At 72.1% G+C, this 12212-nt stretch carries 10 protein-coding genes; 3 read left to right on the top strand and 7 right to left on the bottom strand.

The features are described from left to right. Positions 1-2: 2 nt before the first annotated feature. Both gatC and BUB75_RS01015 read right to left on the bottom strand, forming a co-directional pair. Positions 3-302, bottom strand: coding sequence for an Asp-tRNA(Asn)/Glu-tRNA(Gln) amidotransferase subunit GatC (gene gatC / locus BUB75_RS01020; protein WP_073250520.1), 300 nt, complete (start codon positions 300-302; stop codon positions 3-5). A gap of 195 nt (positions 303-497) precedes the next feature. Further along, positions 498-1163 (bottom strand): SDR family oxidoreductase, encoded by a 666-nt coding sequence (locus tag BUB75_RS01015; RefSeq protein WP_073250517.1) that lies wholly within the window; start codon positions 1161-1163, stop codon positions 498-500. Positions 1164-1227: 64 nt separating this feature from the next. On the opposite strand from BUB75_RS01015, the gene arfB reads away from it, so the two are divergent. Then, positions 1228-1662 (top strand): alternative ribosome rescue aminoacyl-tRNA hydrolase ArfB, encoded by a 435-nt coding sequence (arfB, locus tag BUB75_RS01010; RefSeq protein WP_073250515.1) that lies wholly within the window; start codon positions 1228-1230, stop codon positions 1660-1662. A gap of 640 nt (positions 1663-2302) precedes the next feature. Further along, entirely contained in the window at positions 2303-4018 is a 1716-nt protein-coding gene (locus BUB75_RS01005) for an ABC transporter ATP-binding protein (protein ID WP_073250513.1), read from the top strand. Positions 4019-4412: 394 nt separating this feature from the next. Here the strand turns inward: BUB75_RS01005 and BUB75_RS01000 are convergent, their stop codons facing one another. The 4 genes from BUB75_RS01000 to BUB75_RS00985 all read right to left on the bottom strand — a co-directional run bounded on the left by BUB75_RS01000 (position 4413) and on the right by BUB75_RS00985 (position 9594). Then, a complete protein-coding gene (locus BUB75_RS01000; protein ID WP_073250510.1) occupies positions 4413-5072 on the bottom strand; it encodes a hypothetical protein in 660 nt (219 codons plus the stop codon). Positions 5073-5142: 70 nt separating this feature from the next. Continuing rightward, positions 5143-7506 (bottom strand): NAD-dependent DNA ligase LigA, encoded by a 2364-nt coding sequence (gene ligA / locus BUB75_RS00995; RefSeq protein WP_245806198.1) that lies wholly within the window; start codon positions 7504-7506, stop codon positions 5143-5145. 3 nt (positions 7507-7509) lie between these two features. Beyond that, on the bottom strand, positions 7510-8589 hold the full coding sequence (locus BUB75_RS00990) for a methionine synthase (RefSeq protein WP_073250508.1): 1080 nt from the start codon (positions 8587-8589) through the stop codon (positions 7510-7512). A gap of 90 nt (positions 8590-8679) precedes the next feature. Then, positions 8680-9594, bottom strand: a complete 915-nt coding sequence (locus BUB75_RS00985; protein ID WP_073250505.1) for a S41 family peptidase — start codon at positions 9592-9594, stop codon at positions 8680-8682. An 86-nt stretch (positions 9595-9680) separates the two neighbouring features. Between BUB75_RS00985 and BUB75_RS00980 the strand changes: the two genes are divergently transcribed. Beyond that, a complete protein-coding gene (locus BUB75_RS00980; RefSeq protein ID WP_073250502.1) occupies positions 9681-10166 on the top strand; it encodes an ArsR/SmtB family transcription factor in 486 nt (161 codons plus the stop codon). Positions 10167-10189: 23 nt separating this feature from the next. Here the strand turns inward: BUB75_RS00980 and BUB75_RS00975 are convergent, their stop codons facing one another. Further along, positions 10190-12193: an ArnT family glycosyltransferase gene (locus BUB75_RS00975; RefSeq protein ID WP_073250500.1), complete on the bottom strand. Its 2004-nt coding sequence runs from the start codon at positions 12191-12193 to the stop codon at positions 10190-10192. Positions 12194-12212: the final 19 nt, after the last annotated feature.

The raw sequence follows: 12212 nt of genomic DNA, 5'->3' as shown, positions 1-12212 counted from the left end.
CCTTACTCCTCCTCGGTCAGGATGCGCGGGACCCGGAACCGGCCGTCCTCCGCCGCGGGGGCGGCGAGCAGCACCATCTCCCGGTCGATGGACGGGCGGACCTCGTCGGCCCGGAACACGTTCGTGAGCGGCACCGCGTGGCTGGTCGGCGGGATATCGTCAGCGGCGACCTCGCCGACGCGGGCGACCGCGCCGAGAATGATGTCGAGCTGACCCGCGAACATGTCCAACTCGTCGTCGGTGACCGCGAGCCGGGCGAGCCGGGCGAGGTGCGCTACCTCCTCGCGGGAGATGGCGGGCATGCGGATGCTTCCCCTCGTATCGAGCAATACTCGCTGCATCCTACGGGGCTGGGCAGGGTGACCCACACCGCGTGACCCGCGCGGCGCGGGTGGTCCGGCGCGTGGTGCGCGGCGCGGGTGCGGGGCGCGCCGTCAGGCGCGGGGCGCGCCGTCAGGCGCGGGGCGCGCCGTCAGGCGCGGGTGCGGGGCGCGCCGTCAGGCGCGGTCGCCGGCTGCGTCGGTGAGGGCCGGGACGATCGGCACTGTTCCCTCGATCAGCTCCAGCGTGAGCCCGGCCGTGAACGGACGGCGCAGCGCGGCCAGCAGCACCTCGGCGACGTCGTCCCGGGGGACGCTGCCGCGCTCCACCGTGACGTCGAGCGCCACGCGTCCGGTGCCGGGCACGTCGGTGAGGTGCCCCGGCCGGATGATCGTCCAGGCGAGCTTGCGGGACTGCAGGTCCTCGTCGGCGGCGGTCTTCGCCCGCAGGTACGCGGCGAACACCGGCTCGGTGTCCGGCGGCGGCTCCTTGCCGGCCCCCACCGAGGACACCATCAGGTACCGGTCGACGCCCGCGGCCTCGGCGGCGTCGGCGAGCAGAGCCGCAGCCCCGCGGTCGACCGTGTCCTTGCGGGCCGCGCCACTGCCCGGCCCGGCGCCGGCTGCGAACACCACCGCGTCGGCGCCCCGGACGACCGCAGCGACGTCGTCGACCGAAGCCTTCTCCAGGTCGAGGACGACGGCCTCGGCACCGGCAGCCTCGACGTCGGCCACGTGGGCAGGGTTGCGGATCAGGCCGACCGGCTGATCCCCGTCGGCGCTCAACAGCTTCGCCAACCGCAGCGCGATCTTCCCGTGCCCACCCGCTATGACAACCCGCATACCCCGACGCTACCCGCGCTCGGTCGGTCGGAATACCGCTAGGCGCGGGTGGAATGCTTGGGGCGTGCCTGGCCCGTTGCGCGTCCGAGGCTCGGTCGTGATCCCGGAGGCCGAGCTCTACTGGCGCTTCTCGCGATCCAGCGGCCCGGGCGGGCAGTCGGTGAACACCGCCGACTCTCGCGTCGAGCTGTCCTGGGACCTGGAGAACAGCTCCGCGTTCAGCCCGGTCCTCAAGGAACGCGCCCGGGAACGGCTGGCCGGCCGGCTCGTCGACGGTGTGGTCACGGTCGCCGCGTCCGAGCACCGCTCGCAGTACCGCAACCGCCTGGCTGCGGAGGAGCGGCTCGCCGCGCTGCTGGCCGAGGCGATCGCGCCGCCGCCGCGTCCTCGTCGGCCCACCCGGCCGAGCCGCGGTTCGGTCGAGCGCCGGCTGAGCGAGAAGGCCCGGCGCTCGCAGACCAAACGCTTCCGCCGTAACTCCGGAAGTTCTGACGACTGACACGCCTGAAGAATTCAGCGTGGGCACGATGAGAATCGGCTCAGAGAGTGCATTCCCCGGCGCCTAATCAATACTCATCCCGCGGACAGCGAATACCGATGGTCCGGACCCTATTGTTTTCCATGTCGCCGCAATTACCGCGACCGAGAAAATAAAACGAAGGAGTCCGCAATGTCGTTCAAGCAGGTTCCGGTGCCGCAGTCGAAGAAGCGCAAGACCGTCACCAAGCCGGTCAAGAAGACCCGCAAGCCGGCCGCCGCGCCGTCGCCGCGCTGAGCACCCTCTCCTCCGCACACCTCTCGAAAGGACGCTCCATCATGGCTTTCCGCCAGCTCCCCACGCCTGCCAAGCCGATTTCCACGCCTGCTCCCGAGCGGAAGACCAAGCGCCGGACCGCGCAGCAGACCGCAGCGAAGCGTCCGTGTGACTGAATTCTCTTCGATCGCCTGAATTTGATGTTACCGAATTCAACATAGCGATTCGTTACCGGCGCCGGTGGCTCATTGGCCACCGGCGCCGGCGCGTCAGGCGTCCAAATAAATTGTTCGGAGCCGCACCCATGCAACCCGAAAACCACGGCCGCCGTAGGCGGTCACAGATCAGCGCGACGCGACCGTTGTTTCGCCGGTACTGGCCGTTGATGCGGCCGGATCGGTGGCGGCTGGCCGGGGCGGTGCTCCTGCTCGTGGTCGCCACCGCCTGCGAGCTGGCGGGCGTCTGGGTGTTCGGGCGGATCACCGACGACGTCCTGACCACCGGTGTGCTCGCGGCGCTGATCCCGCTGGCGGCGTTCTGGCTCGGCGCCGCGGTGCTCGGCGGGGTCGCGCAGTACGTCGGCGACTGGCTGTCGGCGGCGGCTGCCGAACGGTTCGTGGCGCGGCTGCGCGACCACACGTTCGGGCACGTCGTCGGGCTCTCGCCGGGCACGGTCGACCGGATGGAACACGGCGATCTGGTCGCTCGGCTGACCGACGACGTCGAAGAGGTCGAGGAGATCGTCGGGTCGGGGCCGGTGCAGGCGGTGTCGGCCCTGCTCAGCGTGGTGGCGTTCGGGGTGGCGGCGCTGGTGCTGCGCTGGGAGCTCGCGCTGCTCACGTTCGCCGCGGCGCCGCTGCTCTGGTTCGCCGCGCGGCGGTTCTCCCGGCGGATCGGTGCGGTCGCCGACGACGAGCGGGAGACCAACGGCGAGGTCGTCGCCGTCGTCGAGGAGAGCCTGTCGGCGGTCGCGCTGGTGCAGGCCTACAACCGCGAGGGGTTGGTTCGCGGGCGGGCGGCGGCGGCCGGGGGGCGGTGGGCGGCGATCCGCATCGCGCAGGCGCGCGTGCACGGGGCGTACGGACCGCTGGTGAGCGTCGTCGAGACGCTGTGTGTGCTGGCGATCGTCGGGGTGGGCGCGTGGGAGATCGGGGCGGGACGGCTCAGCCTCGGCGGGCTGCTCACGTTCGCCGGTTTCATCAGCTACCTCTATCCGCCCGTGCAGAGCCTCGGGCAGCTCGCGCTGGGCCTGGCCGCTGCCCGCGCGGCCGGGGACCGGGTGGCCGAGCTGCTGGACACCGCGCCCGAAGTCACCGCCCGTCCGGGGGCGCTCCGCCCCGACGTCGTCCACGGCGACCTGGAGCTGCGGAACGTCGGTTTTCAGTATCCGGGCGCCGTCCGTCCGGCACTCTCGGATCTCTCGCTGCGGGTTCCGGCCGGCCGCACGGTTGTGATGGTCGGGGCAAGCGGTGCCGGGAAGTCGACGCTCACCCGGCTGCTGCTGCGCTTCGTCGACCCGGCGTCAGGGCAGCTGCTGCTGGACGGCGTCGACCTGCGGGACCTTTCGCTCGACGCGCTCCGCGAGCACGTCACGCTGCTGCCGCAGGAGACCACGATCCTGCACGGCACGGTGCGGGAGAACATCGCGTTCGGGCGTCCGGACGCGACCGACGCCGAGATCGTTGCCGCGGCCACCGCGGCGGACGCCGACGTGTTCATCCGGGCGCTGCCAGACGGGTACGACACCGTGCTCGGCGACCGTGGGCGGTTCCTCTCCGGTGGTCAGCGGCAGCGGATCGCGATCGCGCGAGCGCTCGTCCGGAACGCGCCGGTGCTGGTGCTCGACGAGCCGACGACCGGGCTCGACACCGACGCGGTGCGGCGGCTGCTCGGTCCGCTGCGACGGTTGATGGCCGGGCGGACGACGGTGCTGATCACACACGACCTGCGGCTGGCCACCGAGGCCGACTACGTCGTCGTGCTGGCTGATGGGCGGGTGGTGGAGCAGGGGACGCCCGCTGAGTTGCACCGCGCCGACAACGGGCACTACCGCTCGCTGCTGCACCGCTGGGCGGTCCCAGCCGCGGCGGGTCGGACGTAGTTCGCGCGGCAGCGCGGCGCGGCGTGGTAGCGGCAGCGCGGCGCGGCAGCGCGGCGTCGCCAGTTCGGCCCGGCGCCGCCGGTTCGGCGCGGGCGGCCGTTGCGCCGCGGGCCGCCGCTTCCCGCGCGCGCCACTAAGCAGATTGCATTTGGAAGGGTCCCAGGTCTTCTAAATGCAATCTGCCCGGGCGGCAGCCGGTGCTCGGCGCCGCCGAGGACACGGATGGCAGGCACCGTTGCCGGCGGAAGTGCTGGTACGCCCGCTGTCCACATTGGTACAGCGTGGTTCTGCTGTCGCTGGGACGACAGCGCAGTGCCGCTGATCCAGAAAGGACGGAAGCTCGGGCCGTCCAGGGTAGCTACGGGGTTGAGCGCGTGGCGCCGGGCCGCGCTGCTTACTCGGCGAACGGCGTGGTGGGGCGGGCGCCGTTCGCGCTGAGGGAGCGGAAACCCTCGCCGATGTCAGGAACCGCGGGCCTCCCGAGGAGGCGGACGGTGAGCGCCGTTGCCGCCGCCGCACCGGCGATCACCCACAGCGCCACGGCGGCACTGCCGGTTGCGGGCAGCAGCGCGACGAACCCGGCCGCGCCGGTTACGCAGAACACCGCGGTAGGGAGCACCAGGTCGCGCGCCGACAGGGCGAGCGCGCTTCCGATCGCATCCGGCACGAACGCCAGCGCGAGCGCCGCCGCCAGTAGGCCCGCTCCGAACGGCCACACGACCGCACCACCAACGAGCACCACGACCGCGACGGCTGCCGACACGACGCCCGCCGGCCGGGCGCCTGCCGGCCCTGGGTCGGGCGGCGGCGCGCCGAGGCGGCGGCGGGGTGGACGGAGTACGGCACCCTCGATCGCCGCCGCGAGCAGGCAGCTGAGCAGCACCCACTCGATCGGACGGTCGGCTCCGGCGGAGCCGCCGCCGACACCGTGCCCGGCCGCCGCGAACACGGCCAGCGCCGACCCCAGCACGATCGCCGCCGCCGCGCACGCGGCTACCAGCGGTCGCCCCGGGGTCACCGCGGATCGCTCCCTCTGCACCTCGCCCCGTGTCATGCCTTGACGATGCCGGGCTCGCCACTCGAGCACAGTGGAGCCCTACGCCGAATCCGGGGTGGAGCTAGCTCTACCCCTCCGCGGCGGCCGGCTCGGCGGTGCCGGCCGAGTCCGCGTCGGCGTCAGCGGCCGAATCGGCGGGCGCGGCGGCGGTCGAGCCCGTGTCAGCGTCGCCGGCCGAATCGGCGGGCGCGTCGCCGGCCGAGTCCGCGTCGGCGGCGGCTGGGTCGGCGTTCGGGTCGCCGATCGTGGCCACCGCACGCGCCGCGTCCGGTCCGTCGGCGAGCAGCACCTTGAAGCCGGCCTCGTCCAGCACCGGCACCTTGAGCTGCACAGCCTTGTCGTGCTTCGAACCGGGCGACTCCCCCACGACGACGAAGCCGGTCTTCTTCGAGACCGAGCCCGACACCTTGCCACCGCGCCGCTGGATCTCCTCCTTCGCCGAGTCGCGGCTGAACTCCTCCAGCGACCCGGTCACCACGACCGTGATGCCCTCCAGCGGCCGCGGCCCCTCGTCGACCGCCTCTTCCTCCAGCCGGACCCCGGCGGCCCGCCAGTTCTCCACGATCGCCCGGTGCCAGTCGACCTCGAACCACTCGCGCACCGCGGCCGCGATCGTCGGCCCGACGCCTTCGGCGGTGACCAGTTCCTCCGCGCTCGCCTCCGCGATGCGGTCGATCGAGCGGAACGACCGGGCCAGCGCCTGGGCGGCGGTCGGCCCCACGTGCCGGATCGACAGCGCCACCAGCACCCGCCAGAGCGGCCGCTCCTTGGCCGCAGCCAGCTCGGCGAAGAGCCGCTCGGTGTTCTTCGTCGGCACCGAGGGCTGCTTGGCGGTGCCCTTCGTGTAGAAGAACGGGACGAGCTCCTCGTCGCCGGTCTTCTTGTTGACCCGCTTGATCGCCACGTCGGCGAGGTCGGCCGGGGTGAGCGCGAACAGCTCGCCCTCGTCGGTGAGCGGAGCCTTCTCCGGCGCGTCGGGCCGGGTGAGCGCGATCGCCGCCTCGTACCCGAGCGCCTCGACGTCGAGCGCCGAACGGCTGGCCAGGAAGAAGATCCGTTCCCGCAGCTGCGCCGGACAGGTACGCGCGTTCGGGCACCGGATGTCGACGTCGCCCTCCTTGGCCGGGCGCAGCTCGGTGCCGCACTCCGGGCAGTGGGTCGGCATCACGAACTCGCGCTCGGTGCCGTCGCGCAGGTCGACGACCGGCCCGACGATCTCCGGAATCACGTCGCCCGCCTTGCGCAGCACGACCGTGTCGCCGATCAGCACGCCCTTCCGGCGCACCTCGTTGGCGTTGTGCAGCGTCGCCATCTCCACGGTGGAGCCGGACACCAACACCGGCTCCATCACGCCGTACGGGGTGACCCGGCCGGTGCGCCCCACGTTGACCCGGATGTCGAGGAGCTTGGTGTTGACCTCCTCCGGCGGGTACTTGAACGCGATCGCCCATCGCGGCGCCCGGGACGTCGAGCCGAGCCGCCGCTGCGCCCCGACCTCGTCAATCTTCACGACGACGCCGTCGATCTCGTGCTCGACCGAGTGCCGGTGCTCACCGAAGTTCGCGATGTACGCGCGCACCTCGTCCAACGTGGTGAGCACTTTGTAGTGGGAGGAGACCGGCAGACCCCAAGCCTTCAACCGGTCGTACGCCTCGGACTGGCGGGTGAGGGCGAAGCCCTCGCGGGCGCCGATGCCGTGCACCAGCATCCGCAGCGGCCGGGACGCGGTGACTCGCGGGTCCTTCTGCCGCAGCGAGCCCGCCGCCGCGTTGCGTGGGTTGGCGAACGGCGCCTTGCCCGCCTCGACCAGGCTCGCGTTCAGATCGCCGAATGCCTCGACCGGGAAGAACACCTCGCCGCGAACCTCGACCAGCGCGGGTACGTCGTGCCCACCGTCGTCGGACAGCACGGTCGGCACGTCGGCGATCGTGCGGACGTTGAGCGTGACGTCCTCGCCGGTGACACCGTTGCCGCGGGTCAGCGCCCTGGTCAGGCGGCCGTTCTCGTAGAGCAGGTTGATCGCGAGCCCGTCGATCTTCAGCTCGCAGAGGTAGTGGATCTCGGTGCCGACCTCGCGGTGCACCCGCTCGGCCCACTCGGTGAACTCCTCGTCGCTGAACGCGTTGTCGAGGCTGAGCATCCGCTCGAGGTGGTCGACCGCGGTGAAGTCGGTGGAGAACGTGCCGCCCACCCGCTGCGTCGGCGACTCGGGCGTGCGCAGGTCGGGGTGCGCGTCCTCGATCGCCTCCAGCTCGCGCATCATTCGGTCGTAGTCGGCGTCGGACACCGTCGGTGCGTCGGAGACGTAGTACGCGAACTGGTGGCCGAGGATCTCCTCGGCCAGCACGTCGTGCTGCTTCCGTACCTCCGGCGGCGCCGGGTCGACCGTCACGTCCTCCGACGTCGGGTTGGGAACGTCTGTCTCGTCCACGCCTCAGGCCTCCGGATCCTTGACGAGGCTGCGCCCGGCTGCCCGGACCTGCGCCAGCACTGCCCGCGCGCGGTCGCCGGTGGCGCCGGCCAGCCCACACGTAGGCGTCGTCACCACCTGGCTCGCCAGGCCGGCCGGGTCGAAACCCAGCCGCTGCCAAAGCGTCCGCACGGGAGTCACGCTAGCGGCCGGGTCCGACATTTCCTGGGCCTGCGCGCGACGGGCAGCACGCGCATCGGCCGTGTTCGGAGCGGCGGCCGGCGGCACCGCCGGGACCACACCCGCGAACAGCCCGAGCCCGGCGTCCAGCTCCTCGCCGATCGTGTCGATGGCCCGGGTGCTCCAGCGGTCCGGCGGGCCCAGCAGCGTCAGGTCGGCCGACACCGCCGCCGCGCCGGTGCGGCGGAACAGCGCCCACGGCACGTCGGACGCGCAGCAGTGGAAGACGACCGGCGCGCCGACCTTCTCGACCAGCGTCGCGAGCACCTGCTCGACCACGCTCTCCTCCGGGCGGCGCACCGTGCCGTAGCCGCTGGGCGTCTTGATCCGCCCGGCCAGCACGGCGGGCAGCGACGGCTCGTCGAGTTGCATCAGGAGCGACGCGCCCGGCACCCGGCGCCGCACGTCGGCGAGGTGGGCGACCAGCCCGTCGAGCAGCGACGCGGCCAGGTCACGGACCGCGCCCGGGTCGGAGAGCGCCTTGGCGCCGTTGTGGAGTTCGATCGACGCGGCGAGCGTCCAGACCCCGGCGACCTGCACCTTGAGCGGGCCGGTGTAGCCCTCGGCCTGCTCGGTGAGCGCGTCCAGATCGCGCTCCAATAGGTCGAGCGCTCGGCGCAGGTCGCGTCCCGGCCGGTCGACCAGCCGCCACCCGGACGGCTGCAGATCCACCGGCAACTCGACGAGGAACGACGCGCCGCGGCCGATCAGGTCGGAGCCGGGGCCGCGGGCGGGCAGCTCGGGCAGGTGCGGCAGGTCGGGCAACTCGCCGAGCACGGTCCGCACTGCCTCGACGACGTCGGTGCCGGGCAGTGAGCCCACACCGGTCGCCGCTCCGGCGGGCCAGGGGTATGTCGCTTCCACGCCGAGAACCTTACGGCCAGCCGGGGTAGCCGCCCGCTGCCGCCGGCCCGGAGAAAGTTGTCCCGTCAGCGACCTCTCGCGCCTAGCGGGTCAACTCTCTCGGGCACCCAGCAGGTGCTCCACCGCGCGGGCGAGGGCGTCGGCGGCGGGCACCTCCACGTCCGGTCGCACTCCGGTGCCCTCCCAGTTCCCGCCGGAGCGCGGGCTCACCGAACGCGCGCTCGGGACCGTCACCCGCAGATGCGGGTGGACCTGGACCCGGTCGACCGGATGCGCACCACCTCGAGTGATCTCGCCGAACAGCGTCGCTCGCCCGAGTTCCTGCAGGTCCCAGGCCAGCTCCTCCCCGCCGGAAAACGTGAACGCGCTGGTCAGCACCGCGACCGGGCGCTCGGGTCCGAATCGGGGACCGGGCACGGAGGAGGATGTCCAGTACTGCCGGGTCTCGTCCGTCGCCCGGTCGTAGATGTCGTTGAGGTGCACGGGATCCGGCCCGAACAGGTGGCTGCAGACGAACGCGACCATGTCCGGCGACCCACCCCGGCACCGGCGCAAATCGATGACGAGGCCGTCGGCGCCGTCGGCGAGCGTCATCGCGGCGCTCATCGCCGGTGCCGCGATCACCGGCGGCCACAGCGTCTCGATCTCGATGTAGGCCAGGTTGCCGTCGAGCCGCTCGACCCTGCGGACGCCACCCGCGTCCCGGGCCGCCTCCCGCGCGGCTTCGGCGTGCTCGGCGTCGTCGTCGGCGGCCTTGTCCCCCGTCGTCAGCGGTAAGGCGTCAGGAGTGAACTGCAGACGCAGATGCTTGTCGCCGTTGATCGACTGCAGATCGTCGGTGACGAGCTTCCCGAGCACCTCCGGTTCGATGCCCTCGGCGTAGCGGCCCGCCGCCTGCGCGGACCGCACCGCCGCTCCGGCCCGTGCCCCGACGTCTGGGAAGACGTACTGGTCGAGCAGCTCGATCGTCCGGTCGACGATCGCGTCGATCTCCGCGCTTCGCATGGTGGTGGCTCCCGCCGTGAAGTGACTGCCACCGGCAGTGAAGCACCGCGATTGACAAAGCGTCAAGAGTTCTTGACACTTAAGCCGTGGACGAACATCTCGAAATCTCCGACGCCGCGCAGTACAAGGCGCTCGGGCACCCCCTGCGGCATCGCCTGCTGTTCGCGCTGGGAACCGAGGCGGCCACGATCAGCCAGCTCGCGAAGGCCCTCGACCAGCGCAAAGGCAACATCGCCCACCACCTGGGCGTACTCCAGGAAGCCGGGCTGGTGCGGATCGTGGAGACCCGCCAGGTGCGCGGCGGCACCGAGCACTACTACCGGCGGTCCGCCCGGCGGCTCTCGTTCACCGGCCCGGATGCCGCGTCGCAGGGCCCGATCCTGATGCGCGCGGTCGCCGACGAGCTCGCCATCGCGGAGCCGGTGGGCAGCCGCCTTCGCAACGTCCGGCTGACCGCGGAACAGGCCGCGACCGTCGCCGCCGCACTCGAAAAAATGATCGACGACCTGCAGGACGCCGGCGACGACGCAGAGCGCTACGGCCTCCTCGTCACGGTCTACAAACCGCGATGAGGAGGCCGTAGCGCTCGGTCGAGTCAGGCGGTCAGGTCGTAGACCGTCGTGCCGCCGACCGTCGTCGCGGTGTAGTTCGCCTCGACCCAGCTGGTGATCTGACCGAGCACCCCGTCACCACCGCCCTGACCACCGGCGACGAAGTAGTGCACCTTGCCGGCCTTCACCAGCGCCTGGAACGCCGCGAGCGTCGTCGACTCGTCGCTACCGCTCCAGCCGCCGATCGCCATCACCGCTTTCCCGCTCGCCAGCTCCAGCGAGGCGGCGGTCTGCGACGTGCCGACGGCCGCGGCCCAGGTGGTGTCCGAGGCCTTCAGCAGCGCGGTCAGCTCCGCGCTGCTGGTGGTTCCGCCCCCGGTGGGCCGGTTCCCCGCCGTCGTGGTGCTGTTCCCTGCTGCGGACGACGTCGAGCCGGCCGCCGTGGGGTCCGACGATCCGCTCGCCGAGTCCGTGCTCGAGGCCGAGCCGGACGAGGCGCTGCCGTCGGGCGGAGTGCCCTGCTGGCCGCCGGGACCACCCTGGCCACCGGAGGGCATGGTTCCCAACCGCGGATTACCTCCACCCATACCGCCGCTCGTGGCCGGACCGGCGGTCGGCGTGCTGCCGGAGTGCGCGGTGGCCGCCGTCTGCAGCGCGTACGCACCGCTCCCGGCCAGCCCGGTCAGCAGGCCGACGATCAGCGCGACCGCCGCCAGCTTCTTCCAACGTCCACCGGCCAGCAGCCCGACCACCGCAACCACGGCCCCCACCGCGACGACGTACCGCAGCGGCGGGTACCAGTCCGCAGTCCGGTTCAGCAGGACGTAACTCCAGGCGCCGGTCGCTCCGACCATCGCCGCCAGGGCGGCACGGGCCACGAACCGGCGCCGCTCCAGCCAGAGCAACCGCCCGGTGATCGCGACCACCGCGACGACCGACGGCGCCAGCGCGACCGTGTAGTACTCGTGCACGGTGCCCTCCATGAACGAGAGCACCAGGCCGGTGACCAGCAGCCAGCCGCCCCACAGCACGAGCGCCGCCCGGGTGCGGTCGGTGCGCGGCCGCCGGAACGTCAGGACCAGCCCGGCGACCAGCGCGATCAGCGCGGCGGGCAACAGCCAGGAGACCTGGCCACCCATGTTCTCGTTGAAGAGCCGGAACAGCCCCGCGGCGCCGCTGAACCCACCACCGCCACCGCCGTTGCCCTCGGACCCGGTCAACCGGCCGAGGCCGTTGTAGCCGAGCGCGAGTTCGAGTGCGCTGTTGCCTTCGGAGCCACCGATGTACGGACGCGACGACGCCGGCCACAGCTCGACCAGCGCGATCCACCAGCCCGCGGAGACCACCAGCGACACACCGGCCAGCAGCAGCTGCCCGATGCGGCGCCGCAGCCGGGGCTTACCGGCGATCAGGTACACCAGCGCGAACGCGGGCAGCACCAGGAACGCCTGCAGCATCTTCGTGAGGAAGCCGAAACCGAGCGCCGAGCCGGCCAGCAGCAGCCAGCCGGTACGTCCACTCTCGACGGCGCGGACGACGCAATACGCGCCGGCCACGAGCAACAGCGTCAGCAGAGCGTCCGGATTGTTGAAGCGGAACATGAGCACGGCGACCGGCGTGAGCGCGAGGGCCGCACCGGCGAACAGGCCGGCCGCATGGCCGAACCACCGCTTCACGGTCGCGTACAGCAGGCCGACGGCAGCGACGCCCATCAGCGCCTGCGGCGCGAGCATGCTCCACGAGTTGAAGCCGAAGAGCCGGCCGGAGAGGCCCATCACCCAGAGCGCGGCGGGTGGCTTGTCGACCGTGATGTAGTTCGCGCTGTCCAGCGAGCCGAACAGCAGCGCCTTCCAGCTCTGCGTCCCGGCCTGGACGGCGGCGGCGTAGAACTCGTTCGCATAGCCGGACGCCGAGAGGTTCCAGAGGTAGAGCACCCCGGTGCCGAGCAGCAGCGCGACCAGCGACAGGCGGTGCTGGCGCTTCGGTACGTACTTCCTTGGTAACGGTCTGTCACGATCGAGGTCGGGGCGGGACAGGGTTGCGGTCACGGGAGTCTCCAGCGGGGCG

The organism is Cryptosporangium aurantiacum (genome assembly GCF_900143005.1).
GTDB classification, from domain to species: domain Bacteria; phylum Actinomycetota; class Actinomycetes; order Mycobacteriales; family Cryptosporangiaceae; genus Cryptosporangium; species Cryptosporangium aurantiacum.
Note: the sequence above shows the minus strand (reverse complement) of the source record. Positions and strands in the feature narration are given on the sequence as shown.

Excerpts from the sequence above, each read along its gene's own strand:
- BUB75_RS01000 (WP_073250510.1), bottom strand. The coding sequence starts at position 5,072 with ATGACACGGGGCGAGGTGCAGAGGGAGCGATCCGCGGTGACCCCGGGG.
- BUB75_RS01015 (WP_073250517.1), bottom strand. The coding sequence starts at position 1,163 with ATGCGGGTTGTCATAGCGGGTGGGCACGGGAAGATCGCGCTGCGGTTG.
- BUB75_RS01005 (WP_073250513.1), top strand. The coding sequence starts at position 2,303 with ATGCGGCCGGATCGGTGGCGGCTGGCCGGGGCGGTGCTCCTGCTCGTG.
- BUB75_RS00985 (WP_073250505.1), bottom strand. The coding sequence starts at position 9,594 with ATGCGAAGCGCGGAGATCGACGCGATCGTCGACCGGACGATCGAGCTG.
- gatC (WP_073250520.1), bottom strand. The coding sequence starts at position 302 with ATGCCCGCCATCTCCCGCGAGGAGGTAGCGCACCTCGCCCGGCTCGCC.